Annotated in this window: 27 protein-coding genes and 1 pseudogene; 9 read left to right on the top strand and 19 right to left on the bottom strand. The window is 71.2% G+C overall.

Annotated features, from left to right (window positions below; genetic code table 11):
- Nucleotides 1–104: 104 nt before the first annotated feature.
- Nucleotides 105–1,580 (top strand): Fic family protein, encoded by a 1,476-nt coding sequence (locus tag KV100_RS19360; RefSeq protein WP_255565905.1) that lies wholly within the window; start codon nucleotides 105–107, stop codon nucleotides 1,578–1,580.
- A gap of 60 nt (nucleotides 1,581–1,640) precedes the next feature.
- Here KV100_RS19360 and KV100_RS19355 read toward each other — a convergent pair.
- Nucleotides 1,641–1,838 (bottom strand): annotated as a pseudogene (locus tag KV100_RS19355) (VOC family protein); the annotation flags it as partial.
- 35 nt (nucleotides 1,839–1,873) lie between these two features.
- On the opposite strand from KV100_RS19355, the gene KV100_RS04345 reads away from it, so the two are divergent.
- Nucleotides 1,874–2,608: an MBL fold metallo-hydrolase gene (locus tag KV100_RS04345; protein ID WP_220341662.1), complete on the top strand. Its 735-nt coding sequence runs from the start codon at nucleotides 1,874–1,876 to the stop codon at nucleotides 2,606–2,608.
- Between the two features lie 67 nt (nucleotides 2,609–2,675).
- On the opposite strand, the gene KV100_RS20025 is transcribed toward KV100_RS04345, so the two are convergent.
- From KV100_RS20025 to KV100_RS04315, 6 genes are all read right to left on the bottom strand, one after another.
- On the bottom strand, nucleotides 2,676–3,464 hold the full coding sequence (locus tag KV100_RS20025; protein ID WP_220341661.1) for a DUF4878 domain-containing protein: 789 nt from the start codon (nucleotides 3,462–3,464) through the stop codon (nucleotides 2,676–2,678).
- A gap of 54 nt (nucleotides 3,465–3,518) precedes the next feature.
- Complete coding sequence (locus KV100_RS04335) at nucleotides 3,519–4,979, bottom strand: hypothetical protein (protein ID WP_220341660.1); 1,461 nt, start codon at nucleotides 4,977–4,979, stop codon at nucleotides 3,519–3,521.
- Nucleotides 4,980–5,096: 117 nt separating this feature from the next.
- Nucleotides 5,097–6,209 carry an aromatic acid exporter family protein gene (locus KV100_RS04330; protein WP_220341659.1) on the bottom strand — a complete coding sequence of 371 codons (1,113 nt, stop codon included), beginning with the start codon at nucleotides 6,207–6,209 and terminating at the stop codon, nucleotides 5,097–5,099.
- A gap of 30 nt (nucleotides 6,210–6,239) precedes the next feature.
- The gene (locus tag KV100_RS04325) at nucleotides 6,240–6,701 is read right to left on the bottom strand and encodes an SRPBCC family protein (protein WP_220341658.1); all 462 of its coding nucleotides are present in this window, start codon (nucleotides 6,699–6,701) and stop codon (nucleotides 6,240–6,242) included.
- A complete protein-coding gene (locus KV100_RS04320; RefSeq protein WP_220341657.1) occupies nucleotides 6,698–7,054 on the bottom strand; it encodes a DoxX family protein in 357 nt (118 codons plus the stop codon). The genes KV100_RS04325 and KV100_RS04320 overlap by 4 nt, the downstream gene beginning before the upstream one ends.
- Nucleotides 7,051–7,560, bottom strand: a complete 510-nt coding sequence (locus KV100_RS04315) for a CGNR zinc finger domain-containing protein (protein WP_220341656.1) — start codon at nucleotides 7,558–7,560, stop codon at nucleotides 7,051–7,053. Before KV100_RS04315 ends, KV100_RS04320 begins: the two co-directional genes overlap by 4 nt.
- A 47-nt stretch (nucleotides 7,561–7,607) precedes the next feature.
- Between KV100_RS04315 and KV100_RS04310 the strand changes: the two genes are divergently transcribed.
- Both KV100_RS04310 and KV100_RS04305 read left to right on the top strand, forming a co-directional pair.
- Complete coding sequence (locus KV100_RS04310) at nucleotides 7,608–8,243, top strand: LysE family translocator (protein ID WP_220341655.1); 636 nt, start codon at nucleotides 7,608–7,610, stop codon at nucleotides 8,241–8,243.
- Nucleotides 8,240–8,866 carry a GrpB family protein gene (locus KV100_RS04305; protein ID WP_220341654.1) on the top strand — a complete coding sequence of 209 codons (627 nt, stop codon included), beginning with the start codon at nucleotides 8,240–8,242 and terminating at the stop codon, nucleotides 8,864–8,866. Before KV100_RS04310 ends, KV100_RS04305 begins: the two co-directional genes overlap by 4 nt.
- On the opposite strand, the gene KV100_RS04300 is transcribed toward KV100_RS04305, so the two are convergent.
- From KV100_RS04300 to KV100_RS04285, 4 genes are read right to left on the bottom strand one after another with little or no spacing between them, the layout of a single operon-like run.
- Nucleotides 8,863–9,399 (bottom strand): nitroreductase family protein, encoded by a 537-nt coding sequence (locus KV100_RS04300; protein ID WP_308291329.1) that lies wholly within the window; start codon nucleotides 9,397–9,399, stop codon nucleotides 8,863–8,865. The genes KV100_RS04305 and KV100_RS04300 overlap by 4 nt on opposite strands.
- 41 nt (nucleotides 9,400–9,440) lie before the next feature.
- Nucleotides 9,441–10,868, bottom strand: coding sequence for a VWA domain-containing protein (locus KV100_RS04295; protein ID WP_220341653.1), 1,428 nt, complete (start codon nucleotides 10,866–10,868; stop codon nucleotides 9,441–9,443).
- Nucleotides 10,865–11,743: a MoxR family ATPase gene (locus KV100_RS04290; protein ID WP_220341652.1), complete on the bottom strand. Its 879-nt coding sequence runs from the start codon at nucleotides 11,741–11,743 to the stop codon at nucleotides 10,865–10,867. The genes KV100_RS04295 and KV100_RS04290 overlap by 4 nt, the downstream gene beginning before the upstream one ends.
- Before the next feature lie 24 nt (nucleotides 11,744–11,767).
- A complete protein-coding gene (locus tag KV100_RS04285; RefSeq protein ID WP_308291328.1) occupies nucleotides 11,768–13,042 on the bottom strand; it encodes a DUF445 domain-containing protein in 1,275 nt (424 codons plus the stop codon).
- 98 nt (nucleotides 13,043–13,140) lie between these two features.
- On the opposite strand from KV100_RS04285, the gene KV100_RS04280 reads away from it, so the two are divergent.
- Genes KV100_RS04280 through hrpA form a run of 3 tightly spaced genes read left to right on the top strand, consistent with a single transcriptional unit; the run spans nucleotide 13,141 to nucleotide 18,739 of the window.
- Entirely contained in the window at nucleotides 13,141–14,037 is an 897-nt protein-coding gene (locus KV100_RS04280) for a neutral zinc metallopeptidase (protein ID WP_220341651.1), read from the top strand.
- 12 nt (nucleotides 14,038–14,049) lie between these two features.
- Nucleotides 14,050–14,844: a CPBP family intramembrane glutamic endopeptidase gene (locus KV100_RS04275; RefSeq protein ID WP_301021736.1), complete on the top strand. Its 795-nt coding sequence runs from the start codon at nucleotides 14,050–14,052 to the stop codon at nucleotides 14,842–14,844.
- 10 nt (nucleotides 14,845–14,854) lie between these two features.
- The gene (hrpA, locus tag KV100_RS04270) at nucleotides 14,855–18,739 is read left to right on the top strand and encodes an ATP-dependent RNA helicase HrpA (protein WP_220341650.1); all 3,885 of its coding nucleotides are present in this window, start codon (nucleotides 14,855–14,857) and stop codon (nucleotides 18,737–18,739) included.
- A gap of 6 nt (nucleotides 18,740–18,745) precedes the next feature.
- Here the strand turns inward: hrpA and KV100_RS04265 are convergent, their stop codons facing one another.
- From KV100_RS04265 to KV100_RS04245, 5 genes are all read right to left on the bottom strand, one after another.
- Complete coding sequence (locus tag KV100_RS04265; RefSeq protein ID WP_220341649.1) at nucleotides 18,746–19,225, bottom strand: hypothetical protein; 480 nt, start codon at nucleotides 19,223–19,225, stop codon at nucleotides 18,746–18,748.
- A gap of 125 nt (nucleotides 19,226–19,350) precedes the next feature.
- Entirely contained in the window at nucleotides 19,351–19,719 is a 369-nt protein-coding gene (locus KV100_RS04260) for an FKBP-type peptidyl-prolyl cis-trans isomerase (RefSeq protein WP_220341648.1), read from the bottom strand.
- A 207-nt stretch (nucleotides 19,720–19,926) separates the two neighbouring features.
- Nucleotides 19,927–20,406, bottom strand: a complete 480-nt coding sequence (locus KV100_RS04255) for a MarR family winged helix-turn-helix transcriptional regulator (RefSeq protein WP_220341647.1) — start codon at nucleotides 20,404–20,406, stop codon at nucleotides 19,927–19,929.
- A gap of 137 nt (nucleotides 20,407–20,543) precedes the next feature.
- Entirely contained in the window at nucleotides 20,544–21,752 is a 1,209-nt protein-coding gene (locus KV100_RS04250; protein WP_220341646.1) for an acyl-CoA dehydrogenase family protein, read from the bottom strand.
- Between the two features lie 27 nt (nucleotides 21,753–21,779).
- Entirely contained in the window at nucleotides 21,780–23,105 is a 1,326-nt protein-coding gene (locus tag KV100_RS04245) for an acyl-CoA dehydrogenase family protein (protein WP_301021738.1), read from the bottom strand.
- A gap of 146 nt (nucleotides 23,106–23,251) precedes the next feature.
- On the opposite strand from KV100_RS04245, the gene def reads away from it, so the two are divergent.
- A complete protein-coding gene (gene def, locus KV100_RS04240; protein WP_220341644.1) occupies nucleotides 23,252–23,845 on the top strand; it encodes a peptide deformylase in 594 nt (197 codons plus the stop codon).
- 1 nt (nucleotide 23,846) lies between these two features.
- On the opposite strand, the gene KV100_RS04235 is transcribed toward def, so the two are convergent.
- Nucleotides 23,847–24,665 carry an RNA methyltransferase gene (locus KV100_RS04235; protein ID WP_220341643.1) on the bottom strand — a complete coding sequence of 273 codons (819 nt, stop codon included), beginning with the start codon at nucleotides 24,663–24,665 and terminating at the stop codon, nucleotides 23,847–23,849.
- Nucleotides 24,658–25,140 (bottom strand): bifunctional precorrin-2 dehydrogenase/sirohydrochlorin ferrochelatase, encoded by a 483-nt coding sequence (locus tag KV100_RS04230; protein WP_220341642.1) that lies wholly within the window; start codon nucleotides 25,138–25,140, stop codon nucleotides 24,658–24,660. The genes KV100_RS04235 and KV100_RS04230 overlap by 8 nt, the downstream gene beginning before the upstream one ends.
- A 67-nt stretch (nucleotides 25,141–25,207) precedes the next feature.
- On the opposite strand from KV100_RS04230, the gene KV100_RS04225 reads away from it, so the two are divergent.
- Nucleotides 25,208–25,732 carry a YbhB/YbcL family Raf kinase inhibitor-like protein gene (locus KV100_RS04225; RefSeq protein ID WP_220341641.1) on the top strand — a complete coding sequence of 175 codons (525 nt, stop codon included), beginning with the start codon at nucleotides 25,208–25,210 and terminating at the stop codon, nucleotides 25,730–25,732.
- Here KV100_RS04225 and KV100_RS04220 read toward each other — a convergent pair.
- Nucleotides 25,686–26,351: a hypothetical protein gene (locus KV100_RS04220; RefSeq protein WP_220341640.1), complete on the bottom strand. Its 666-nt coding sequence runs from the start codon at nucleotides 26,349–26,351 to the stop codon at nucleotides 25,686–25,688. The two genes, KV100_RS04225 and KV100_RS04220, sit on opposite strands and share 47 nt — an antisense overlap.
- Between the last annotated feature and the right edge of the window lie 72 nt (nucleotides 26,352–26,423).

Here is a 26,423-nt window from a genome sequence, read left to right as displayed (position 1 = left end):
TCGCGTGCAGCGCGAGGATTCGTGACTTTCAGTCTTGCGAGGGCGGCAAAATGTCGCAGGAGGGGCGTACGGTGTTGTACACCGATGTCACGAGAGGACCGGCGATGAACGACGGCTTCCCCACTGTCGTGTACAGCGATGTACACGACAAGGACCGCATCTCCCGCGCACGCGCCGCCGGACGGCTGGTCAAGGTCGGATCCGGCGTGTACGTCAACGACCTGAGCAAGCCAGCCGAGGACGTCGTGCGCGAGCGGCTGTGGGAGATCGTCGCCCACAAGCTGCCCGGCGCCGTCATCACCGACCGCTCGGCACGTCACGGAGGCGTGGCGGTGGACGGGTTCCTCTTCGTGACGCATCGCCGGACGCGGCCTCTGAAGCTTGCCGGCGTGGTGGTCGAGCCGCGCCACGGAAGCGGGCCGATGCCCGGTGACATCGCACTGCCCGACGGCCTGTGGCTCGCCGGCCCGGCCCGAAGCCTCCTCGAGAACCTGGCACCGACCCGGCCGGCGTCAGGCAGGCCACCGCGGACACTCACGCGCGCGCAGGTCGAGCTGTGGATCGATGACCTCTGCCGAGACCGGGGCGAGGACGGCCTGAACGAGATCCGCGAGCAGGCCCGCGAGCTGGCGCCATTCCTCGGTCGACTGGCGGAGTGCGACCTGTTGAACCGTCTGGTCGGGGCGTCCATGAACACTCACCCGACGGCGATCCTGCAGACGCCGGAGCTGATCGGGCGCGCCGCCGGCCAGGCGTTCGACCGTCGTCGCGTGGACATCTTCGGCCGTCTCGTCGACTACCTCGAGGGCCAACCGCCCGACCTCGTCACCGCCATGCCCGCCGACCGCGGCCGGCGGACTCTGCTGCCCTTCTATGAGGCCTACTTCTCGAACTACATCGAGGGCACGGAGTTCACCCTCGACGAGGCAGCCGACATCATCTTCGACGACGTGGTCCCTGAGCAGCGCCCCGAGGACGCCCACGACATCCTGGGCACCTATCGTCTGACGTCGTCCGATGCCGAGATGCGTCGCAGGCCCGCCACCGACCAGGAGCTCCTCACCCTCCTCAGGGAACGCCACGCCGTGCTGATGGGCGGCCGTCCGCTGGTGGGGCCGGGGAAGTTCAAGACGCAGGCGAACCGTGCCGGGGAGACGCACTTCGTCGCACCGGAGCTGGTCGAGGGCACGCTGCGGCGGGGGTACGAGGTCGGATCACGCCTGGTGTCGCCGTGGGCGCGCGCTGTCTACGTGATGTTCATGGTCAGCGAGGTCCATCCCTTCGCCGACGGCAACGGCCGCATCGCGCGGGTGATGATGAACGCCGAGCTCCACGGCTCAGGAGAGGTCCGGATCGTCATCCCGACCGTCTATCGGCTGAACTACCTCTCCGCACTCAAGGGCGCCACGCACAACGAGAACTTCGCCGGCCTGTACGCCGCGCTGAGCTTCGCGCGGAAGTGGACCGCCCGCGTCGACTTCACCAGCAGATGGACGGCCGAGGGCGACCTCGAACGGACGCACGCGCTCCGCGATGCGATGACCGCCGAGGACGCCGGGATCCGCCTCACCCTGCCGTAGGACGTCCCCACACCCCGCGTCGAGCGGCGGCGCCCATCCTGGTCGGCGGATGAGACAGAACGGGTGACCAGCCGGGTCGGCGTAGACGTCGTCCTCCAGGTGGTGCGCCCCCAGGGCGACGACACGCGCGCCCGCGGCAGCGACGTCCTCCACCATCACGTCCACGTGCATCTGCTGCGGGACGGCAGGGTCCGGCCAGGTCGGGTCCGGCGTCGTGCGGAGGACGTGGGAAGCAGCCGCATTCGGGTACCACCGCAGGAACGGACGATCCCGAGCCGACCTGGGAGGTTGCCATGCACACCCTCGACATCGTGCCAGGCGTGCACCGCCTGGCGCGCGGCTCCACGGCCTGCTACCTCGTGGAGACCGACGACCAGATCCTGCTGGTCGACGCCGGGCTGCCAGCCTTCTGGTCCGATCTTGCCGAGGCGCTGAAGGCCCTGGGCCGGACCCCCGACGACGTGCGGCACGTCCTCCTGACGCACGGCCACTTCGACCACGTGGGCATCGCCCGCAGGCTCGAGAAGTCCGGCGCGCAGGTCTGGGTGCACCGCGGAGACCAGCGGATCGCCGAGCACCCCTACCGGTACGAGCCGGGACGGCCACGCCTCACCTACCCGATCCGTCACCCCCGCTCGCTCCCCCACCTGGCGTCGCTGGTGGGCGCAGGGGCGCTGTGGGTGCAGGGCGTGGACGCACCGAGGGTCTACGACGACCCCATGCCGTTCGGGGACGTCCTCACGGTCGTGCCGACGCCGGGGCACACCGACGGGCACGTCGCGATCGTCCTCCCCGACCACGACGCGGTGATCACCGGCGACGCGCTCGTGACGCTCGACCCGTACACCGGCAGGACCGGTCCGTGCATCGTCGCCCAGGCCGGAACTCACGACGCCGAGCAGGCGCTGCAGTCGCTCGACGCGATCGGCGCGAGTGGGATGCGTACGGTGCTGCCGGGACACGGGGAGGTCTGGCGTGACGGCGCAGAGGCGGCAGCCTGGAAGGCACGTCTGCGACCGGTTCCCTGAACCACGCCACGCCACGCCACCGCGATCGCCAGGTCGTGCGACGCACTCGCGCCGCACGACCTGCGTGTCAGGGGGTGGGCGGCGTGACGAGGTTCAGGTCAGGGATGTCAGGCACGTCCGGCATCTCCGGCCTGCTTCCCGCGTCCATGGCGATGTCGTCGACCTTCCAGGTCGAGCCGTCCTTGACGAGCTGGAGCGTCTGGTCGACGGGCGTGCCGGCCAGCGTGAGCGCGACCGCCACCGTGGCCTTGTCGCCGTCGATCGTGGTGTCCTTGACGTCGAACGTCGCTGCCTGGAGCGCGTCGAGCATGCCGCCCTCGCCGTCACCCTCCTTCTCGAGCGCCTTCTTGCACTTGTCGGCGCCCTCCCCGTCGCGGAAGTTGTCGGTCGTCACGGCGACGATCGCGTCGCAGTCACGGTCCTTGATGGCGTCGATGAAGCTCTGCGTGGCATCCTTCGGCGTCGACGCGCTGGCGCCTCCACCACCGTCTCGCATCAGGAAGAACGCGACGCCGATGATTGCGGCGACAGCGACCACGCCGCCGATGATGGCGATGAGCCTGCCGGTGCCCTTCTTGCCGCCCTGCGGCGCGTTGGGCGGGAGGTACTGCGGCTGCTGACCGTAGGGCGACTGGCCCTGGCCGTACGGCGCCTGCCCCTGGTAGGACTGCTGGCCCTGGCCGTACTGCTGCTGGCCGTAGGTCGGTTGCTGGTACGGCGGCTGCTGGCCGTACGGCTGCTGGGGTTGACCGTACGGGGGCTGCTGACCGTACGGGGGCTGTCCCTGCGGCGGCTGCTGGGGGTACGGGGGCTGCGGGCCGTCGTTGGACGGCGGGCCGGACCACTGATCGCTCACGGCGATACCGTACGCGATCGGAAGGCCAGGCGGACCCGCTTCTCGGCGGCGCTCTCAGGCTCGGCGCACCATCGACGGAAGGCCTCCTACGGCGGCGACGCCGAGGGCCGAACGCGGCTCGTACCCGACCCTCCACAGGCCACCGTGCGCTGCTCCGTCGGTGAACAGCTGCTCGGGATGCTCGCGCGCTTCGGTCGCCGCGTGGAGGTCGTGGACGAGTAGTGCCGCCATCAGCACGCGGGTGGTCGCCGGCTCGAAGATCTCCACGCCGAAGTGCCGTGCGCCGCCGTAGGCGGCTGCGAGCAACCGGTTCTTGGTCACCGACCGTGTCCACGTCGCCGGGGCGACGTTGAAGGACACCCGCTGGCCGCAGTCCTCGGCGACGACGCCGCGCCACCGCTGGATCCGCTTCGCCATCGCGTAGTTGGGGCCCTGTTGCGGGACGAGGATGTCGGCCACGCCGGTGCCGTCGGGAAGGACGGTGGAGTAGTTGGGCACGAAGAGCCTTCCTCGGCTCACGACGCGCAACGGGGCCTGCAACCATCGGACGGGCCCGCGGTCCTGGTACGCGCGAGCGCTCGCCTGGACGACGTCCCGGGGGACGACGAACGCGTCCGTCGGCGTCGCCAGATAGGCGAGGGCGGTGTCCGGGTCGTCGTCGGTGAGCCGCGTCGCGACGACGTCGGCCGCCGCGGTGACGGCGACGTGGGCACCTCCGTCGGCGTAGGCGTACATGCCGACGACCAGCGCACTGCCCGCCGCCCGGGTCCGGAGCCATGCCAGCACGTCTCCGGTCTGCGTGACCAGGTCCGCGCCCGGCGCACCGTCCGGCCCCACCGGGTGCGCGACCGTCCCGGCCCCGCTCTCGGCCAGGGAGCGGACCCGGTCCCAGATGGACGGTGACGACCGGTCGACGGCGAGGACGTCGGCGCCCCATGCCGCCAAAGGCTCCAACGGGCCCATCTCCGCGCCGGCGCCGAGCAGGGCCACCCGGCGTCCTGGGAGCGACAACCACTCCGGATGGGCGATCACCTGCTCGATCGCGGTCACGAAGGACTCCTCGACCACGCCCGCGTCACGCCATCGCCGGAGCTGCTCTCGCAGCCGGTCCCCGTGCAGGCTCGACCCGCCGTACGGGACGGCGAGCTCGCGCACCGGCGAGGAGGTGCCGCGCACGACCTCGGTCGCCAACGGCGTCGCGCGCGGCTCTAGGCCCCACTCCTCCAGCGGGACGTCACCGGAGGGGGCGGCGGCCACCATCCGGCCGCGCATCGAGGCCACTCCCCCGTGCGCCAGGGCGAGCGCTGCCTTCGACGACTCGGCCGAGGCCGCCGTCACGCGTCCGACGAGCGGCACGTAGTCGGAGCGCCACGAGTGCGCCGATTCGATGTCCGCGGCGAGCTCGGGGTCGATCTCGCGCGCAGCGTCGGCGAGGATCGCCCGGACCGTCGGGGTGGTCGGGCGGCGGCCGTCCACGGAGGGGAACGTGATCTCGGTCTGAGGGTGGGAGTGCACACCCCCAGTATCCGAGGATCCCCTCATGTTTTGTCCAGTGCCCCCCCGGACAACGTCGGCGAGGACCCCGATCCCGTCGCTGATGACACCCGGCGCAGGGGCCGCGTACCCGAGCAGTCAGCGCCTTCTGGGCGCACGCAGCGGCGGGATGGGCGAGGCGACCTCCTCGGACTCCGGCACGGGCAGGACCCCGAGGATGCGGCGAAGGCTCACCACGACGGCGGCTCCCGGGAAGGAGGTCTCGCCGTGGTCCGCCGTGTCGCGCACGAGCACCGAGAGTCTCTCGACGCCCACCGCCAACGGCTGGACGTCGCTGCCCTGGATCGGTTCGTCTCCGACCAGCCTGCGGACGACCGACGCCAGCTCGTCGAGAGTGTCCGCCACGCTCTGCGCCGCCTCTCCGCCGAGGCGCAGCCACGGGCGCGGCGACGCTTGGACCTCGCCGAGCATGTACGTCAGGTTCTCCACCAGCGCCGCGACCCGCTCGACGACCTCGGCGTCGGCCCGTCGACGCCCGACATGGTCGCGCCACCGGCGGGCACGAAGGTTGCCCCGAAGAGAGTCGTCGAGCGCGAGAAAGCTCTCGCGCAGCCGGAGCGCGTCCGGGAACACCTCACGGGCCACCTCCAGCCAGGCCTGCTCAGGGTCGGCGGTCTGCCCCCGCAGGACCTTCGCCATCCCCTCGAGCTGCTCCGAGACGTCGGCGGCGACAGAGTCGAGGTGACGCCGCGCGATCCGCGCGGGGATAGGTGGCAGCGCGAGGGTGAGGGCCAGTCCGACCGCTGCCCCCAGGGAGACCTGACCAACGAGTCCCGAGACGAAGTCGGACGTGTCGATGTTGCCCAGGATGTAGGTGAACAGTGCTGCCGTGATGACCCAGCTGCGTCCGTCGCCCAGGCGGTCCCAGCCGGCGAGGATCACGGCGACCAGGACGAGCAGGCCGATGGCCGCCCAGCCCGGCACCGGGAGCACGTGGAACACGGCGCCGATGCCGGCGCCCATGACCAGAGCGACGAAGATCTGCACCGACTCCCGCACCGAGCCGGCCACGCTCGGGTGGACGGCGAGCACCGCACCCATGGGGGCGTAGTAGGCGTAGTCGCCGATCGGGCTCGGCAGGAGGTTGCCGAGCTGCCACGCCACCGCCGCCGCGATCGCCGCCTTGACGGCGATGTGCAGACGGGACCCGAGAAGTGGGTCGGTGCTCGCCGTCGAACGCGTGAAACCCATTCGGACGAGGCTAGCCGGGGGGTGGTGAGATCAACCGGTCGGCGACGCGTCGTCTCCGCGGTCTCCGCGCGCCCGGTGCTCGGCGGCACCGGCCATCGTCGCGGCCTCGCGGTCGACCAGTGCCCGGTAGTGGGCCCCTCCCATCGCCGCCACCAGCCGCGACAGCGGCCCGGACTGCTCCATCGCGAGCTCGAGCCGCGAGGTCCCCTGGCCTCTCGGCACCACCCGGTGGATGCCGTCGGTCCTGATGCCGAGGACCGACGACCGCCAGGTGAAGGCCGCGCCGTCCTCGACCTCGGTCACGGTCCAGCTCATCGAGCGGATGCCTGGCTGCCGTACGACGTAGCGCTGACCGACGACCAGCTCGCCGTCTCCCACCGGGGCCACCTTGATGAAGCTGTCCGAGATCAGCGGCCACTGCGACGGATCGGCGACGACCGACCACAGGACCTCGGCGGGCGCCTCGACGTCCACCTGCACGTCGTACCTCACGCGAACGACCACCACGCCACGCCGACGCAGATCACGAGCATCCCCACGGCGTTGAGGAAGAGGTTGCGACCGAGGTCGTGGGCGCGGATGTGCGCCGTGATCGCGGCGAGGAAGTAGCCCACGAGCGCCAGCGTCGTCACCAGCCCGAGGTAGGGGATCCAGATCCCGGCGATGAGACCGGCGGCCGCGGCGAGCTTGAGCGGCGTCAGCACCGGCCACCAGCGGCGCGGGAAACGGACGTCGGCGAGGCAATCGCGCACGAAGGCCAACGGCTTCACGCAGAAGACGGCGTCCGCGAGCTGGATAACAGCCAGCACGACCACGGGCCATACGGGGTCAGGAAGGGCACTCATGCCCGCTCCTCTCTCTGACGTCTGCGGTAGGCGGCCACGCGGGCACGACCTGAGCAATAGTCCGAACAGTATCGCCGCGGGCGACCACGGGGACCGTCGATCCACACGTCGACACACTCATCGTCAGCACAGGTGCCGATCGCGTCGGCACCACGGTCGGCGAGCACGTCGCGGATGGTGCGCAGAGCGGCCACCAGCAGGCGGTCGGCGGGGCGGGCGGCGACCCAGCGGTCCTCGACGCGCCCGTCGCTGAGGCCGAGGCGGACCGATGCGCCGGCGTCGGTGAGCAGACGGTCGAGCCGACGCACCCGCTCGTCGGGTGTGCCGGCAGCGAAGACGGGCTGGAGGAGGTCGGCCGTACGGACGAGGTCGGCGTGGCCGGCCCCCGACCATCCGAGCTCGGATGCGTCGGGGAACGGCTGCTCAGACTCGCCCGCCTCGGCGCGGGCCGCCGTGCCCCACTCGTTGACGAGCATGGCGACGGACTCGGGTGCGAGGGTGAGCACCCGAAAACCGTAACAGAAATGTCGCCCATTAGCGTTACGGTAAGGAGATGTTAGATCCCGCCGTGCTGCCCGCGTTCGTCGTCGCGGTGCTCGTCGTGACTATCGCGCCGGGCCCCGACAACACCTACATCGCCGCCGTGGCCCTCCGCCACGGACCCCGCGCCGGCGTGGTGTCCGCTCTCGGGATGGCCTGCGGCATGGTCGTCCACGTCGTGGCGGCCGCACTGGGCCTCGCCGCGCTCCTTCGCCTCAACCCCGAGATCATCACCGTCATCCAGCTCGTCGGCGCCGCCTACCTCATCTGGCTCGCGGTCGACACCGTTCGAGGACTGCGCAGCACGTCCGAGGCAGAGGTCGTCCCCCAGACGGGGACCGTGCTCGTCCGGGCGACCGTCACCAACCTCACCAACCCGAAGGTCATCCTCTTCTTCGCGGCGTTCCTCCCCGGCTTCGTGGTCGCTGGGCACGGCTCCACCGTGGCGCAGATGCTCGCCCTGGGGACGGTGTTCCTGGTCGTGGGCCTGATCTGCGACACCGTCATCGGCCTCACCGCCGGGCGTCTCGGTCGCGCGCTCGACTCTCGCGGGCGGGCCGGCACCGCGCTCGGCGTGCTGGCCGCGTGCGTGTACGCCGTGCTCGCCCTGATCCTCCTCGTCGAGGCGTTCCGTACGCTCGCGTCGTGACCGTTCACCCGCTCTGGCGCCCGCACGAGCAACCCACTCAGCACGAGACAGACCAGGCCTTCGTCTCCGGGAGCGAGCCCCGCACGCCTGGTCCGATCGAGGTCGTGCCCTACGACCCCGAGTGGCCTACGACGTACGAGCGTGTTGCCGCGTCCGTCCGCGAGGCGCTCCAGGACCGGGTGCTCGACCTCCAGCACATCGGCTCCACCTCGGTCCCCGGTCTCCCCGCGAAGCCGGTCATCGACGTCGACCTGGTCGTCGCCGACCCGGCGGCCGAGGACACCTACGTGCCGGCCCTCGAACGCCGCGGCTACGTGCTGCGGGTGCGAGAGCCGTGGTGGCAGGGGCACCGCATGCTCCGTCACGAACGCCCGGCGGTGAACCTGCACGTCTTCGGGCCCGAGGCCGTCGAGCCGCGACGCCACCGGCTGTTCCGTGACTGGTTGCGCAGGGACGGCGACGACCGGGCGGCGTACGCAGCGCTCAAGACCGGCCTGTCGGGCCGCTCGCTGCAGCGGATGTCGGAGTACAACGCTGCGAAGTCGGCGCTGGTCCACGAGATCTACGAGCACGCGTTCCTCGCCGACGCCGACCATCCCCACGACCCGCAGCCGATCGACTAGGCCGTCCCGTCGCTGCGCAGCTCGCCGATGGTCCGGCGCGTCCGCTCCGTGGAGGGGTCCGGCTCGCCGAGACCGATCGCCGTCATCGTGAGCACGCGCCACCCCGGTGCCACCTCGAGCGAGGCTTCGAGCGCCTCCAGGCCGAAGGCCCGGAACTGGCGGCACGCCAAGCCCATCGCGTGCGCCTGGATCGTCATGTGCGCGACCGCCTGACCCAGGTCGTACTCGGCGAACTCGGAGTACTGCAGGCCGCTGTCGCCCACCTCGTGACGGGCGAGGTTGACGACGAGCGCACTGGCGTCCGGCGCCCAGCGTCGCGAGCTCGCGGCCAGGTGCTCGACGAGCAGGTCGTGCCCGGCCTCGTAACGGCGGCGGAGGTGGAACGCCCAGGGCTGGGAGTTTCCGGCCGACGGCGCCCACCGCGCCGCTTCGAGCAGCGCCTCCACGTCGAGGTCGGAGAGCGTGTGGCTCCGGTCGAACGCCATCGGGCTGAACCGTTCACGCAGCGCAGGGAGGATCTCCGGCGGTCGCACCTCTGTCTCCTCTCTGCCGCGTGGCACCTCGGGTCGTAGGGCTAGACCGGCAGCAGCCGGCCGACGAGCCGCGAGAGCTGATCGACGGTGCGGCACTCGTGCATGTCGACGATCTGCGCGTACGCCGGCGCGACCGAGTCGCCCAGCCCCCACCGGCTCTCGTGCTCGGGATTGAGCCAGAACGTGCGGCGGGCACGAGCCACCACGTCACGCAGCGCGTCTAGGTCCGGATCCAGGTTGTTGGTGCGGGCGTCCCCCAGGATCAGCACGCTCGTACGGGGACCGACGACGTTGCCGTACCGGCTGACGAACGAACGCAGCGCCCGCCCGTAGTCGCTCGAGGGGTGCCAGGGCGCGACGTTCGCGCTCGACGAGATGCGCTCAGCCAAAGCCGCCGGGTCCGACTCCCCGGAGGTGACGAGCTCGGTGACCTCGTCGGTGTGGTTGACGAACGCGAACACGCGCACCTTGCTGAACTGGTCGCGCAACGCCTGCACCAGAAGCATCGTGAACCCAGCGAACCCCGCCACCGACCCCGACACGTCGCAGAGCAGCACCAGCTCGGGCCGGGCCTTGCGCCGGTGCTCGAAGACCGGTTGCAGCGGCACCCCGCCGTATGACATCGACCGCCGCAGCGTCCGCCGGATGTCGACCTGACCGCGGTTGCGGCGCCGTCGTCGCGCCGACAGACGCGTGGCCAGGCGCCGCGCGAGCGGCTGGACGGCGCGGCGCAGCTCCAGCACCTGCGCCCGGTTGGCGGCGAGGAACTCGACCTGGCTGGCGTCGGGCCGGACGGCATAGCGCGCGACCCGCTCGCGCCCTCGGACCTCGGCCGTACGACGGCTGGCCTCGGACTGGACGAGCTCACGGAAACGCTCGACGTCGCGGCGCACCTCGTCACGGTCGAGCCGCTCGGCGAAGCCCTCGGTGCTCCCCCGTCGTGCCAGCGCCCTCACGATCGCGGTCTGCGGGCGCAGCTGCTCGAGGGTCTGGCGCGCCGACCAGCCGGATCCTGCCATGCCGGGACCGTCCGCACCCTGGACCGCCCCGAGCGCGTCGACCGCGGCCGCGGCGACCTCGTCCAGCGCCCCGCCACTCCCCCGCGCCAGGGCGTCGACGAGATCCTCACGAAGCTCCGCAACCGTCGGCGGCTCGGACGAGCGGTCATCGCCGGCACCGGTCGCGCGGGTCTGCGTCTCCTCACGCACCGACTCGCGCCCACCGACGCCGACCGGGAAGTAGACGTCGAAGACGGCGTCGAACACCCGACGCTGCCCCGACCGCCGCAGCAACGCCGCGGCGAGCCCTTCACGCAGGAGGGCACGGTCGGCGAGCGACAGCACCTCCATCACCCGGGCGGCGTCGACGGTCTCGCTGGTGCCCACGACCATGCCGTGGCCGCGCAGCGACTCCACCATCGCGACGAGCCGCCCAGGGAGTGAGCCGGTCTCTCCCGACCCGACGCTCATCTGCGCCCGTCCGCCTCGTCGAGCTGCAGGTGCGCCCTTGCACGGGCGACGTCGTCGGTGTGCTTCAGCAGGACGCCCAGCGTCTCGTCCACGACCGCCTCGTCGAGCGAGTCCGCGCCGAGTGCGAGGAGCGTCCGGGCCCAGTCGATGGTCTCCGACACCGACGGCGCCTTGCGCAGGTCGATCCGCCGCAGGGCATTGACCACCCTCACCAGTGACACCGCGAGCGCCTCGTCGACGGCGGGGACCCGCGTACGGACGATCCGCTCCTCGAGCTCAGGCTCGGGGAAGTCGATGTGCAGGAAGAGGCAGCGCCGCCGGAGCGCCTCACTGAGCTCCCGCGTCGCGTTGGAGGTAAGCACCGTGAACGGCGCGTGACGGGCGGTGAGAGTCCCCAGCTCAGGCACCGTGATCGCGTAGTCGCTGAGCACCTCTAGGAGGAGGCCCTCGATCTCGAGGTCGGCCTTGTCGACCTCGTCGATCAGCAGGGTGCTCGGCTCGTCGGAACGGATGGCCTGGAGCAGGGGTCGAGCGAGCAGGAACTCGTCGGTGAAGATGTCGTCGCGGGTCGCGTCCCAGGTCTCGCCGCGACCGGCGGTGATGCGCAGCAGCTGCTTGGCGTGGTTCCACTCGTAGAGGGCCCGGGCCTCGTCGACGCCCTCGTAGCACTGCAGCCGCACCAGCCCGGCTCCCGTCGCCCCGGCCACGGCGCGGGCCAGCTCGGTCTTGCCGACGCCCGCGGGGCCCTCGACGAGCAGCGGCTTGTCGAGCCGGTCGGCGAGGAAGACGGTGGTCGCGACGGACGTGGACGCGAGATAGCCGAGGGCAGCGAGCCGCTCGGTCACGTCGTCGACGGAGGAGAAGCGTTCGCTCACCCGCTCACCCTACGTGGGTGCCGGTCAGAGCAGCTGCGAGACCGCGTGGATGGTGACGCCCGCCAGCGCGCCGACCACGGTGCCGTTGATCCGGATGAACTGCAGGTCGCGGCCGACGTGCAGCTCGATCTTGCGGGACGCTTCCTTGCCGTCCCAGCGGTTCACCGTCTCCGAGATCACCGTGGCGATCTCGCTGCCGTAGTTGGTGACGACGAACGCCGCGGTGTCGCTCATCATGCGGTCCAGGCGAGCCTGGAGCTCGGGCTCGGCGGCGACGCGCTCGCCCGTCTCGCACAGGAGCGCGACCATGCGGGTGCGCAGCATGCCCGCGGACTCGTCGAGCGAGTCGAGGAGGGCGTGCCGCAGCCCGCTCCACAGCGCCACCGCCACGTCGACGACCTGCGGCTGGGACAGGATCCGCTCCTTGAGGGCCTCGGCCCGGGCCTGGGTGTCCGGATCCTGCTCCAGGTCGCCGGCGAGCGAGACAAGGAAGGCGTCGAGCGACTGCCGGACGCTGTGGTCGGGGTCGGTACGGACGTCGTCGACCCACGACAACGCCTCGCGATACATCCGGGTGGAGATCCTTCCGTCCACCCAGTGCGGGGTCCACCAGGGGGCCCGCTCGGCGACCATGCCCTCGACGGCCTCCTGGTTGTCGACGAGCCAGCGGTGCATCTCCTCCGCCGCGATGTCGACCAGCCCGTGATGGGCGCCGTCGCGGACGATCTCGCCGAGGGCCTGGCCGACGGCGGGGCTGAGCTGCTCAGCCTTGAGGCGGGGCACGATGACCTCGCGGACGATGGCCGCCACGTCGTCGTCGCTGATGCGCGACAGCCCGTCACGCAAGACCCGCGACCCGATGTCGACGATGCGCCGAGCGTGGACCGGATCGGCGAGCCAGCTGCCGACGCGCAGGCTGATCCGTGCTGCCTCGACGCGCTCGCGGACCACCGGCTCGTTGAGGAAGTTGTCAGAGACGAACTCCTGGAGGCTCTCGCCGAGCGCGTCCTTGCGGCGCGGGATCAGTGCCGTGTGCGGGATCGGGAGGCCCATGGGGTGCTTGAAGATCGCCGTCACCGCGAACCAGTCCGCGATCGCACCCACCATCGCCGCCTCGGCGCCGGCGTTGACGTAGCCCAGCGCGCCCGACTCGCCGTGCGTCAGCGCATAGATCACCGCCGCCACGACCAGCAGCCCGGTGGCGAGCGTGCGCATGCGACGCAACCCGCGTCGACGCACCTCGTCCGAACCCCCGAGAGATGACGGCACGGTGAAGCCGACGGTGCTCAACTCGCTCACCGCTGCACTGTAGCCGGGGCGGTCCCGCCCGGTCCGATGGCGGGGAAGCCCTCCCCCGGCGACCGGATCGTACGGCCGCCCGGCCCTACACTCCGACCATGACGTTCAACGAAGGCGCCAGTCTCGACACGAGCCAGGTGCGCAGCGGCGGTTCCAACCGGGGTGGCGCGCTCATCGGCGGTGGTGCGGGTTCGATCATCCTGTTCCTCATCGCGACCTTCCTCGGGGTCAACCCGTTCGACCAGGGCGGTTCGGCGGGCGCCTTCGACACGTCTCAGGTCCAGCAGTCCGGCACGCAGGCCGACTTCTCCGAGTGCAAGACCGGGGCCGATGCGAACCGCGACGACACGTGCCGGGTGATCGGCACCGTGAACAGCGTCCAGGACTACTGGCGTGACGCGCTCCCGGCCGACGCGAACCGCCAGTACCGCGACGCGTACACCGTCCTCTACTCCGGTCAGACCCAGTCGGGCTGCGGCGCGGCGAGCAGTGACGTCGGGCCGTTCTACTGCCCGTCCGACGAGCAGGTCTACATCGACACGTCGTTCTTCGACGACCTCACGACGCGGTTCGGCGCCGACGACGGTGCGCTGGCCCAGATGTACGTCGTGGCCCACGAGTACGGTCACCACGTCCAGAACCTGCTCGGCGTCCTCAAGTACTCCCAGGAGGACCCGCAGGGCGCGAAGTCGGGCGCGGTCCGGGTCGAGCTGATGGCCGACTGCCTCGCCGGCGTCTGGGCCAACCATGCAGCGACGACCCAGGACGAGCAGGGCACCACCCTCATCAAGCCGCTCACGAAGGCCGACATCGCGTCTGCGCTGTCGGCCGCCGCAGCGGTGGGTGACGATCGCATCCAGAAGTCGGCCACCGGCCGCGTCGACCCGGAGAGCTGGACCCACGGCTCGGCCGAGCAGCGTCAGCGCTGGTTCATGACCGGATACGAGAAGGGCGACGTCAACTCCTGCGACACGCTGTCCGCGCGCAGGCTGTGACGCCGTGATGCCGTGACGCTCACGTTCCCCGGACCCCTGGTCCCGGCTCCCGACCCCGTTGCGGCGCCGCAGAAGCGGCTTCTGAGCACCGAGGTCTGGATCGTCCTGCTGCTGTCGCTGCTGCAGTCGGCGGTCTACGCCACGGTCTCCCTGGTGGCGAAGCTGACGCGTGGACCGCTGGCCGACCAGTCGGCGACACTCAACTCGTCTCGGAGCGACCGGCCCTGGCTCGACCTGACCTACCAGCTCCTCGGCATCGGCTTCGCCCTGGTGCCGGTCGCCCTGGTCCTCTATCTCCTCGTGCGCTCGAGCGACGCTCCCCGTCGCGTCCTCGGCATCGGACGAGGCACAGCCGCGGGTGACGCCGGCTGGGGCGTCGGGCTCGCCGCGCTCATCGGGGTCCCCGGGCTCGGCCTCTACTTCGTGGGCCGGGAGCTCGGGATCACCGCGACCATCGTGCCCAGCGGTCTCGACGAGCACTGGTGGCGCGTGCCGGTGCTGATCCTCTCCGCCCTCATGAACTCGGTGCTGGAGGAGGTCATCGTCGTCGGATACCTCATGTGGCGGCTGACCCAGCTGGGGTGGAACCGGTGGTCGGTGCTCGCGGCCAGCGCTGCCCTCCGAGCCTCGTACCACCTCTATCAGGGGATCGGGCCGGCGATCGGCAACGCGGTGATGGGTATCGTGTTCGGGTACTGGTACCAGCGGACAGGGCGCATCGTGCCGCTGGTGATCGCCCACGCGGTGATCGACATCGTCGCGTTCGTCGGGTACGCCCTGCTCAAGGACGCACTCGACCTTCCCTAGGGGTTCTCGGATGACCGTCGGCGAGCTGCGCACGCGGCTGCGCGAGGTGACGCTGCGCGACGAGCGACGGCTCCGGCGACGGCTCGACCGCGCAGCGTCCCAGCGCGACGCCGCTCGACGCACCGAGCAGCTCGCCGACGTCGAGAAGGACGTGGCCGCGGCGGAGGCACGGGCGGCCGCTCGCCGGGCGTCGGTCCCCGACCTCGACTTCCCGCCCGAGCTGCCGGTCACCGAGCGTCGTGACGACATCGCGGCCGCCATCGCCGACCACCAGGTCGTCATCGTCGCCGGCGCCACCGGCTCCGGCAAGACGACCCAGCTGCCCAAGATCCTGCTCGGCCTCGGTCGCGGTCTCCGCGGGACCATCGCACACACCCAGCCCCGCCGCATCGCCGCCCGCAGCGTCGCCGCCCGGATCGCGGAGGAGACCCGGACGACGCTCGGCGAGACCGTCGGGTACGCCGTCCGGTTCGACGACCGCTCCGGTCCCAGCACGCTCGTCCGGGTGATGACCGACGGTGTCCTCCTGGCCGAGATCCACGACGACCCGATGCTGCTCCGCTACGACACGATCGTGGTCGACGAGGCGCACGAGCGGTCCTTGACCATCGACTTCCTGCTCGGCTACCTCCGTCGACTCCTCCCCCGTCGTCCCGACCTCAAGGTCGTCATCACCTCCGCGACCATCGACCCCGAGCGCTTCGCGGCCCACTTCGCGGCGCCCGACGGCAGCCCCGCACCGATCATCGAGGTGAGCGGACGGACGTACCCGGTCGAGGTCCGCTACCGTCCGCCCTCGGAGCGCGCCGACGCCGGATCAGGCGACGTCCTCGCCGCGATCGGCGACGCCGTCGACGAGCTGGGCCGGGAGTCCGACGGCGACGTCCTCGTCTTCCTCTCCGGGGAGCGCGAGATCCGCGACACCGCCGACATGCTCCGCGAGCGCAAGCTCCGCCGCACCGAGATCCTCCCGTTGTACGGCCGGCTGTCCGCGGCCGAGCAGCACAAGGTCTTCGAGCCCCACACCGGGCGCCGGATCGTACTCGCCACCAACGTGGCCGAGACGTCGCTGACGGTCCCCGGCATCCGCTACGTCGTCGACCCCGGGACTGCCCGCATCTCCCGCTACAGCCAGCGTCTCAAGGTGCAGCGGCTGCCGATCGAGCCGATCTCCCAGGCCAGCGCGAGCCAGCGGGCCGGCCGTTCCGGGCGCACGTCGGACGGCATCTGCATCCGGCTCTACTCGGAGGAGGACTTCGCGTCGCGTCCGGAGTTCACCGACCCGGAGATCCTGCGGACCAACCTCGCGTCGGTGCTGCTGCAGATGGCCTCGCTCGACCTGGGGCCGGTCGAGGACTTCCCGTTCCTCGACCCGCCCGACCGCCGCGCGGTGCGCGATGGCGTCGGCCTCCTCGAGGAGCTCGGGGCGCTGAGCGACGGCGCACGGGGCATGCGGAGCTCGCTCACCACCGTCGGGCGACAGGTCGCCGCGTTCCCGCTCGATCCCCGGCTGGCGCGGATGCTGGTCGCCGCCTCGTCGTACGGGGTGCTGCGCGAGATGCTCGTCATCGTCTCGGCGCTGTCCATCCAGGACCCGCGCGAACGCCCGCTCGAGGCGCAGCAGCAGGCCGACACCAAGCATGCGCGGTTCGCCGACCCGACCTCGGACTTCCTCGCCTATCTGAACCTGTGGAACTACCTCCGCGAGCAGCGCCGTGAGCTGTCCGGCAACGCCTTCCGCCGGACGGTGCGCGAGGAGTACCTGCACTACGTCCGCATCCGCGAGTGGCAGGACGTGCACGCGATGCTGCGCGACCAGTGCCGTGGTCTCGGACTCGACCTGGGCCAGTCCGACGGACCTCCTGCCGACCCCGACCGCATCCACGCGGCGGCGCTCGCCGGGCTGCTGTCGCACATCGGCCTGCGCGAGGGCGAGACCCGTGACTACCTCGGCGCCCGCAACGGCAGGTTCGCGATCTTCCCCGGATCAGGGCTCGCCAAGAAGCCGCCCCAGTGGGTCGTCGCTGCCGAGCTCGTCGAGACGTCGCGGCTGTGGGCCCGCACCGTCGCCAAGGTCGAGCCCGCGTGGATCGAGCGGGAGGGCGCCCACCTTCTCAAGCGCACCTACTCCGAGCCGCACTGGTCGCGGCGCCGAGGGGCGGTCATGGCGCACGAGCGGGTCACCCTGTACGGCGTGCCGGTCGTCGCCGACCGGCTGGTCTCGTACGGGCCGATCGACCGGGAGGTGGCGCGCGAGCTCTTCATCCGGCACGCGCTGGTGCAGGGCGAGTGGAGCACGCACCATGCCTTCTGGACCCACAACGCCGAGGTGATCGCCGAGATCGAGGGCCTGGAGGACCGGGTCCGCCGGCGCGACATCCGCGTCGACGACGAGACCCTGTTCGCGTTCTACGACAACCGGGTCGGGGCCGACGTCGTCTCGGTGCGCCACTTCGACACGTGGTGGAAGAAGGCGCGACGGCGCACGCCCGACCTCCTCGACCTCACTCCCGACGACCTCGTGCGCGACGACGCCGGTGACGTGGCGCTCGAGGCGTACCCGACGACGTGGGAGTCCGCGGGCATCGACCTCCCGCTCTCGTACGCCTTCGAGCCCGAGAGCGACGTCGACGGCGTCACGGTCGACGTCCCGCTCGAGCGGCTCACCGATCTCGACGAGACGGCCTTCCTGTGGGGCGTGCCCGGCTACCGTCAGGAGCTCGTGACGGCACTGCTGCGCGGGCTCCCCAAGGACGTACGACGGCGGCTGGTTCCCGCACCCGACGTAGCCCGCCGGCTGCTGGCGCTCCCCCTGGACACGACGCTCCCGGTGGCGGAGGCGATGTCGGCAGGCATCCGGACCCTCAACGGCGACGTCGTCGCGCCCGGCACGTTCGACCTGGCCTCTCTCCCCCGGCACCTGAGAGTCACGTTCCGTGTGCTGGACGGCGAGGCAGAGGTCGCCCGCGGCAAGGATCTCGACGCGCTGCGAGCCGAGCTGCGTCCCCGCCTCGGCCGGACGATCTCCGCGGCCTCGAGCAACCTCGAGCGCACCGGCATCATGGCGTGGGACCTCGGCACGATCCCGACCGAGGTGACGTCGGTGAGCCGCGGGCACGAGGTCACGGCCTACCCGGCGCTCGTCGACCGCGGCACCCACGTCGACCTCCGGGTCTTCGCCTCCGCCCTCCACGCCGAGATCGCGACGCGGCAGGGCGTACGCCGTCTGCTGGCGTTGAACGTCCCGTCGCCGGCCGCGCAGGTGTCGAAGGACCTCGGGACCCGCACCCTGCTGGTGCTGGCCGGTTCGCCGTACCGCAGCACGTCCCTGCTGATGGCCGACTGCGTCCTGGCAGGGATCGACGCGGTCACCGGCCGTGCTGTCGTCCGCGACGCCGAGACGTTCGGGCTGCTGCGTGAGCAGGTGCGTTCCGAGCTGTACGCCCAGACCTCGGCCGTGGCGCGTGAGGTGGAGCGGGTGATCTCCGACCTGGGATCCCTGCGGTCCGAGCTCGACGAGGCCCGCCGGACCAAGCCGGAGATCGTGCGCGACGTCGAGGTGCAGCTGTCGTGGCTGGTCTTCGACGGGTTCGTGTCCGAGACCGGGCTCGAGCAGCTGCGTCACGTGCCTCGCTATCTCCGTGCCGCCGCGTTCCGGGTCCAGCACGCGACGGACCGCGGCGAGGAGGAGAACCGCCACATCGTCCAGGACCTCGAGGCACGGTTCTATGAGGCGGTCGAAGCGCTTCCTGACATCGAGCGGCAGTCCGACGCGGTGGCGGCGGCTCGCTGGGCACTCGAAGAGCTGCGGGTCAGCCTCTTCGCGCAGCGTCTGCGTACCGCGGCCTCGGTCTCACCGAAGCGGGTCACGAAGCTCATCTCCGCCCTGAGGTGAGGCACCTCAGCCGATCGCGACCGACTCCTCCGAGTACGGCGAGGCGACCGGTGCCAGGGTGCCCAACGGCTCGGTGAGGGGAACGGAGGTGGTGGCGGCCTTCACGGTGCCCGGCTCGCAGTCGTCCTGGCGCCCGATCACGATCGTCACCTGGAGCTGAGTCTTGGTGCGTCGCTGCGCGAATCCGGCCAGCTTCTCGCACGTCGCGTCGCTCGCCTCGTACGTGACGTCGACGGCCCGGGCGTCGGGCCGGCCAGTGACGGAGGTGACCTTCGCGGTGCGGTAGGACTCCCACGAGGTGTCGATCATCGTCAGGCCGCGCAGCTCTCCGAGACTCCCGAGGGTCGGGGCCGCGGGGGCGGCGGGCCCTGGCGCCGGCACGGGCTCCTCGGTCTCCGAGCACCCCGCGAGGGCGATCACCGACACCGTCGCAGCGGACAGTGCGAGGGCGGCACGACGCCGCGAACGTCCCGAGAAGGTGTTCATCGCTCCTACCGTACCGGGGCCTTCAGTTCGACCCGCGCCGGCTCGGCCACGCTGCGACCAGCGTCACGCACCGGGTGAGGCCCGGTCGGGCGCCGCGACGGCGCCCGACCAGGGAAGACGTCTGCTCAGCCGACGCCGAGCAGGTCGATCACGAAGATCAGCGGCTCGCCGGACAGCGGGTGACCGCCGCCTGCGGCGCCGTACGCCTTGTGCGGCGGGATGGTGAGCTGACGGCGCCCACCGACCTTCATCCCGGGGATGCCCTCCTGCCATCCCTGGATCAGACCCTGCAGCGGGAACCGGATCGACTCGCCGCGGTTCCACGACGCGTCGAACTCCGCGCCGTCACGGAACTTCACGCCGACGTAGTGCACGGTCACGTAGTCGCCGGGCTTGGCCTCGGCGCCGGTGCCCTCCACGATGTCGAGGATGTCGAGGTCCTCCGGCTCGTCGCCCTCGGGGAACTCGATGACTGGCTTCTCGAGATTGCTCATTCCCCTACCCTCCCAGATCCTCGGCACTCTGGCGCCCGGCGGTGCGGCCCCACCCCGCGACGCCCCACCCCGCGACGCCCCACCCGCGACGCCCCACCCGCGATTCGGTGAGGAGATCGGGCTCGTACGGCACGAACGTCCCGATCTCCTCACCGAATCGCCGTCGGGGCCGGCGCGAGGAGGGCGGGGCGAGCGTACGGCGGGCGGCTACTCCGTGGGAGCTTCGAGCCCGGTGTTGAGGCGGCCCAGCAACGACGCGAGGGTGTCGAGGTCGTCCTCGGTCCAGTCGGCGATCGCCCGGGCGAGTCGCGCCCGTCGAGTCGCGCGCACCTCCGCCAGCCGCTCTCGCGCCACCTCGGTGAGAGAGATGAGCCTGGCCCGACCGTCCGTCGGGTCCGGCACGCGCTCCACGAGTCCGAGCTGCTCCAGCTGGGCAATCCCCCGGCTGACCGTCGACTTGTGCACGCTCACCGCATCGGCGAGGTCGGAACCGCGGACGCCGTGCCCACCACCTGGCCGCGCATCGACGATGGCCACGAGCAGCATGTAGGACGCGAAGTCCAGGTCAGGGTGGATCCGGTTGATGGTGCCCAGCCCGCGCAGGCGAGAGCGGCGTAGCAGACGGGTGACCTCGTACTCGACGTCGTGCTCGACGCCGGCAAACGCCTGATCGGGGATCGTCGTCATAGCGCAAGCTCCGGTTCGGTGCAGGGAGGCGACCACGTCCGCCGGGCAGGTTGCCCGCACGGTCAGGGCCCAGCGTATCCGCCCGGACCGGTCACGCGGACCCAGATGACCGCGTGACCGGTCCGGGCACGATCACCTCAGCGCAGCTCCGTCGACGTCAGGCCCAGCACGCGACGCGCGATGATGAGCTGCTGGATCTGCTGCGTGCCCTCGAAGATGTCGAGGATCTTGGAGTCGCGCGCCCACTTCTCGAGGAGCTCGTCCTCCGAGTAGCCCAACGTGCCCACCAGCTCCACACAGCGCAGCGTGACCTGGTTGCAGACGCGCCCGGCCTTCGCCTTGGCCATCGACGCCTCGAGGGAGTTGGGCAGGCGGTTGTCGGCCATCCACGCCGCGGTGAGCATGAGGAGATGCGCAGCCTCCCAGTCGGCCTCCATCTGGAGGTACGCCGCCGCCGCGGCCGACTGGGCGAGCACCGGCCGGTCGTAGTCGATGTCGACCCCCGCGTCCTCGAGGATCTCGCGGGTGCGTTCGAGCGCCGCACGCGCGCACCCCACGGCCATCGCCGCCACCAGCGGCCGGGTGTTGTCGAAGGTCTGCATGACCCCGGCGAACCCCTTGTCGGTGTGCACCTCGGGGTCGCCGAGCAGGTTCTCGGCGGGCACACGGCAGTTGTCGAGCATGATGGTGGCGGTGTCCGACGCCTTGATGCCGAGCTTGTGCTCCAGCCGCTCGACCCGGATGCCCGGCAACGACTTCGGCACCACGAACGACTTGATCGCCGCCCGCCCCAGCGCCTTGTCGAGCGTCGCCCACACGACCACCGCATCGCTGCGCTCGCCGGAGGTGACGTAGATCTTCTCCCCGTTGAGGACGTAGACGTCCCCGTCCTTGGTCGCGGTCGTCGTGATCGCGGCCGAGTCCGAGCCGCAGCCGGGCTCGGTGATCGCCATCGACGCCCACATGCCCTTGAAGCGCTCGAGCTGCTCGTCGGTGGCGACCGAGGCGATCGCGGAGTTGCCGAGCCCTTGGCGCGGCAGCGACAGGGTGAGCCCGACGTCACCCCAGCAGGTCTCGGCGACCGACAGGACGGAGGCCATGTTGGAGCCGTTGCGGACCGCCGTGCCGGTCTCCGCGGCGCGGCGCACCCCGGCGGCCCCGGCGCCCTGGCCCTCGCCGGAGTCGCCCATGCCGTCGACGACGGCGGCGAGCATGTCGAGCTCCTTGGGATACTCGTGCTCGGCAAGGTCGTACTTGCGGGAGTTGGCCCGCATGAACTCGGCAGCGACCCGATGGGCCTGCGCGACGAACCCGCGGAACTTGTTGGGCGTCTCGAGATTGATCATCTGCTCTTGTCTCCTCCTGGCAGCCCCTCAGACGAGGAGGCCGCCCTCCATGACGCCGACCGCACGCAGGTCGCGGTACCACCGCTCGACCGGGTGCTCCTTGGTGAAGCCGTGACCGCCGAGGAGCTGCACCCCGTCGGTGCCGATCTTCATGCCGTACTCCGTGCACAGACGGCGCGACAGCGCCGCCTCGCGGGCGAACGACCGGCCGAGGTCGGCGCGGGAGGCCGCACGCAACGTCGCCAGGCGTGCGCCTTCGAGCTCGGTCGCCATGTCCGCCACCATGAACGCCACGCTCTGACGGTGGGCGACGGGCTCGCCGAACGCCTTGCGCTCCTTGACGTACGGGATCACGTAGTCGAGCACGGCGCGCATGGCGCCGATGGCCAGGCTGCTCCACGCGATCCGGGCAAGGCGGACGCTGTCGGCGTACGAGGTGATGCTCTCGGGCAGCAGGGCCTCGGCCGGCACGGTCACGCCGTCGAGGACGAGTCGCGACAGTGCGGCCGCTCGCAGGCCCATCGACGGGTCGGTCTCGATGGTGATGCCCGGCGTGCTCGACTCGAGCACGAACAGCGCCGGCCGCCCGTCGTCGGTCGTCGCGGCCACCACGAAGAGCTCGGCAGACGCTCCCCGGATCACCCCCGACTTCACCCCGTCCAGCACGAAGCCGCCGCCAGGGACCGAGCGTGCGGTCGTCCGCGGTCCGAACGGGTCGAACAGCGCCCGCGGCTCGGCCACGGCGAGCGCGGCAGCCGGGACGTCGGAGCCGGTGAACGCCGGCAGGTACGTCGCCTGCTGGGTGCTGTCGCCCCACAACCCGATCGCCGTCGCCACCGACCCCGGCGCGAGGAGACTGGCAGCGATCCCCATGTCGCCACGGCCGAGCGCCTCGGCCACCAGAGCGCCCGTCGTGGCAGAGCGCTCCGCGGCGAGTCCTCCGAGGTCCTCCGGGAGACCGGTCAGCGTGAGCCCGAGCTCGTACGCCTGGGTGAAGAGGTCGGCGGGCGTGTCGAGGGCCGTCTCGGCCTTCTCGACCGCGGGGATGACGACCTCCCTGGCGAACTCGGCGACGACGTCGACCATCATCTGCTGGTCCTCGGTCGGCGTGAGATCGAAGACGCCGGTGGTGGGCGCCGCCGTGGGGCGCACCGGTGCGCCGCGTCCGGGCACTCGTCGGAAGCCCCGGCTCACGGCGCCTGCCGTGCGGAAGCCGACGCGCGCCCCGTGGTAGGCCACCTGCTCGGAGGGGTGGCGGAGGTTGAGTCGGTCGAGCACCGGCATCGAGGCGATCCGGTTGAGGACGGCGAGACCCTTGCTCATGGGGTCTCGGCGCGTCGAGTGCGCTGTCACAGCGTCTCCTCGTGGTCGGAAAGGCAGAACCTGTGACGCCCACTGTAACTGTGAGTTGCAACCTCGCGCATCCATCCTGAAGAACAAGGTCGGATACCCTGCCCTGGTCAGCCCGTCGGCCGAAGTTCCGTGCGAAGGAGCCCCTGTTGCCCGTCTCCCTGCCCTCCGGAGGAACGGTACGTCCGATCACCCGTTGGGGTGAGCCCGTGATGCACCGCAAGCTCGCACCGGTGACCTCGTACGACGCCGACCTCGAGCAGCTGGTCGCCGACATGTTCGCGACGATGTACGCGGCCGAGGGTGCAGGGCTCGCGGCGAACCAGATCGGCGTGGACCTCCAGGTGTTCGTCTTCGACTGCACCGACGGTGACAACAAGCGGGTGGCCGGCGTCGTCTGCAACCCGGTCCTGACCCTCCCCGAGCCCGGCGACCGCAACCTCGACGACAGCGAGGAGGGCTGCCTCTCCCTTCCCGGTGCCTACTCGTACTGCGCCCGGCCCGACTGGTCGCGCGTCGAGGGCACCGACCACACCGGCGCGCCGGTCACCTACGTCGGCGAGGGCGGCACGCTCGCGCGCTGCCTCCAGCACGAGACCGATCACCTGATGGGCACGGTCTTCGGCGACCGTGTCCCGGCGCGGGCCCGCAAGAAGCTCTTCAAGCAGGCCGAGGCGATCGCGGAGGACTACCCCGCCGACTGGCCCGCCGTCGCGCGCGTCACCTCGGCGCACGACCTCTGACCTAGCCGACCGCAGGTCCGGCCAACGCCCAGCAGGCGACCGCCGTCGCGGCTGCGACGTTGAGCGAGTCGATGTCGGCGGCCATCGGGATCGTCACGCGTACGTCGGCGCTGCGGCTCCAGTGCGGTGACAGGCCGTCGCCCTCGGCGCCGACGAGGAGCGCGATCTTCTCCCCCGGGTCGGCCGGCGCCACGTCGCGCAGGTCTCGAGCGTCCTCGGCGAGCGTCATCGCGAGACTGGTCCAGCCGAGCGACCGAAGCAGCTCCGGGAACCCGTACCAGTCGTCGACCCGGGCGTACGGCAGCCAGAACACCGACCCCATCGACACCTTGACGGCTCGACGGTAGAGCGGGTCGGCGCACCGTGGGGACAGGATCACCGCGTCGAAGCCGAGGGCTGCGACGCTGCGGAACACCGCGCCGACGTTGGTGTGGTCCATGAGGTCCTCGGCGACGACCACACGGCGGGCGTTCGCCAGGACCTCCTCGACCGGGGGCACCGGCTTCCGGTCCAGGCTCGCGAGCGCACCCCGGTGGACGTGGAAGCCGGTCACCCGCTCGATCTCCGCCTCCGGCATGACGAAGACCGGCGCGTCGGTGGTGTCGAGCACGTCGGAGAGCGTCTCCAGCCACCGCGGCGCCATCAGAAACGAGCGTGCTTGGTGGCCGGACTCCACCGCTCGCCGGACCACCTTCTCCCCCTCGGCGATGAAGACTCCGCGCTCGGACTCGAGCAGCTTGCGCAGCTGCACGTCGCGGAGGTCGACGTAGTCCCTCAGCCGAGCGTCTGCCGGGTCGTCGACGGCGACGACCTCAGCCATCGGCGCCGTCTCGCAGGGAGTCGAGCAGCCGGTCGCGCGTCCGCGCCGACCGAGCCGGGTCACGGTTGGAGAGGACCGCGACCGTCGTCTGGTGCACGTGCCCGACCGCGGGAGTCCACGCGGTGCCGAGGGGGGCGTCGTCCGCGCGCACGCAGAAGATCCGCGCCTCGGTCGCCTCGTCGACGACGGCGGCGTTCACCGCCGGCCGGTCCGTCGAGGCCATCGCGTACCACGCGCCGGCCAGATCCCCCGGCTCGTACTCCCGCTCCACGAGGGCGATCTCGCCCCGTGACGCCGCCTCGCGGACGACCGGGTCGACCTTGGGCGACACGACCGTCACGGCGGCCCCCGCGTCGAGGAACGCGGGCAGACGGCGCGCGGCGACGTGGCCACCCCCGACCACGACCACCCGCCGACCGGCGAGGATCAGCCCTGAGGGGTATGGCGGGTGCGGCAGTCCGGGTCCGTGGCTCACAGCTCGATGCTAACCAGGTCCCTTCGCGATACCGTCCGGTGGAGATCCCCTACTCGAAGGAGTGCCGATGATCCTCGACCGACCGGTGGCGCCGAACCCGTACGACTACCTTCCGCCCGTCCCGTCCTTCACCGTCACGAGCACCGAGATCTCCGACGGAGACGCACTCGACGAGGCGCAGGTCTACGACGCCGGCAACCGTTCGCCGCAGCTGTCGTGGGAGGGATTCCCGGACACCACCAAGGGCTTCGTGGTCACCTGCTTCGATCCCGACGCACCGACTCCGTCAGGGTTCTGGCACTGGGTGCTCGTCGACGTCCCGGGCGACGTACGGTCGCTGGAGACCGGAGCCGGCTCCGGCGGGATCCTCCCCGCCGGAGCGTTCCACGTCCGCAACGACTTCGGGACGTCCGACTACGCCGGTGCGGCGCCCCCGCAGGGCGACATGCCGCACCGCTACTACTTCGTCGTCCACGCGATCGGCGAGGAGCGCCTCGGCGTGGACGAGAACGCCACGCCGGCGGTCGTCTCGTTCAACCTCGCGTTCAAGACACTGGCGCGGGCGACACTTCTCGGGACGTTCCAGCACTGATCAGCTGCTCGCAGTCGTCGATGGCGTCGGAGAGCATCCGCCGGAGGACGGTGTCGGAGTCGGTGCTGACCGACCGTACGACGCCGTCGACGCTGTTGAGCACGATCCGCGGCGCGGCGCGCCTCGAGAAGTGCTTCGGGTGGGTAGTGAGCCCGCGACGGAACCCGCGCGCCCACTGCTCCGCTGCGGGCGCCTGCGCGAACGCGTCGGCCGTCAGTCCGTCGAGCTCCTCGGGGAGCACCATGTCGATGTCCTCGAGATAGCGCTCCACCGCGAGCAGGCCCACTGCGAGCGCCCGCTGGTGCGCCCGTGGTGACAGCGGCAGCGCGATCGCCGCGGCCCGGACACAGATCGCCGCGTGGATCCTCGGATCTGGACTGTTCAGCCCGACCACCTTGGGCACCAGCTCGACCATCGACGTACGAGTGTCGTCGGTGACGTTGTCGTTGACGAGCCGGGCGAGCCCGGCCAGGAGCGGGTGGGTGCAGGCCGGTTGGTCACTCCACTTCTCACCGGCCAGGTACGACGCGAACTCCATGAAGCACGCCCCTTTTCGGGGGTTCCGGTGCTTCCCCGGTGACAGGACCGGGACGAGCTCGGGGACGCTGCTGGACCTCATGGCGGCCTCCTGGGGAGGAGCTGAACGGGACTTTGTCCCAGTGTGCGCCTGATCACCCGGTGGCGCTACTGC

Source organism: Mumia sp. zg.B21 (assembly GCF_019550855.1).
Lineage (GTDB): Bacteria > Actinomycetota > Actinomycetes > Propionibacteriales > Nocardioidaceae > Mumia.
Note: the sequence above shows the minus strand (reverse complement) of the source record. Positions and strands in the feature narration are given on the sequence as shown.

What these genes read in the sequence shown, in the direction of transcription:
- hrpA (WP_220341650.1), top strand. Translation starts at nt 14,855, where the DNA reads ATGACCGTCGGCGAGCTGCGCACGCGGCTGCGCGAGGTGACGCTGCGC.
- KV100_RS04330 (WP_220341659.1), bottom strand. Translation starts at nt 6,209, where the DNA reads ATGGGTTTCACGCGTTCGACGGCGAGCACCGACCCACTTCTCGGGTCC.
- KV100_RS04265 (WP_220341649.1), bottom strand. Translation starts at nt 19,225, where the DNA reads ATGAACACCTTCTCGGGACGTTCGCGGCGTCGTGCCGCCCTCGCACTG.
- KV100_RS04260 (WP_220341648.1), bottom strand. Translation starts at nt 19,719, where the DNA reads ATGAGCAATCTCGAGAAGCCAGTCATCGAGTTCCCCGAGGGCGACGAG.
- KV100_RS04225 (WP_220341641.1), top strand. Translation starts at nt 25,208, where the DNA reads ATGATCCTCGACCGACCGGTGGCGCCGAACCCGTACGACTACCTTCCG.
- KV100_RS04235 (WP_220341643.1), bottom strand. Translation starts at nt 24,665, where the DNA reads ATGGCTGAGGTCGTCGCCGTCGACGACCCGGCAGACGCTCGGCTGAGG.
- KV100_RS04255 (WP_220341647.1), bottom strand. Translation starts at nt 20,406, where the DNA reads ATGACGACGATCCCCGATCAGGCGTTTGCCGGCGTCGAGCACGACGTC.
- KV100_RS04345 (WP_220341662.1), top strand. Translation starts at nt 1,874, where the DNA reads ATGCACACCCTCGACATCGTGCCAGGCGTGCACCGCCTGGCGCGCGGC.
- KV100_RS04310 (WP_220341655.1), top strand. Translation starts at nt 7,608, where the DNA reads ATGTTAGATCCCGCCGTGCTGCCCGCGTTCGTCGTCGCGGTGCTCGTC.
- KV100_RS04320 (WP_220341657.1), bottom strand. Translation starts at nt 7,054, where the DNA reads ATGAGTGCCCTTCCTGACCCCGTATGGCCCGTGGTCGTGCTGGCTGTT.
- KV100_RS04220 (WP_220341640.1), bottom strand. Translation starts at nt 26,351, where the DNA reads ATGAGGTCCAGCAGCGTCCCCGAGCTCGTCCCGGTCCTGTCACCGGGG.
- KV100_RS04250 (WP_220341646.1), bottom strand. Translation starts at nt 21,752, where the DNA reads ATGATCAATCTCGAGACGCCCAACAAGTTCCGCGGGTTCGTCGCGCAG.
- KV100_RS19360 (WP_255565905.1), top strand. Translation starts at nt 105, where the DNA reads ATGAACGACGGCTTCCCCACTGTCGTGTACAGCGATGTACACGACAAG.
- KV100_RS04295 (WP_220341653.1), bottom strand. Translation starts at nt 10,868, where the DNA reads ATGAGCGTCGGGTCGGGAGAGACCGGCTCACTCCCTGGGCGGCTCGTC.
- KV100_RS04280 (WP_220341651.1), top strand. Translation starts at nt 13,141, where the DNA reads ATGACGTTCAACGAAGGCGCCAGTCTCGACACGAGCCAGGTGCGCAGC.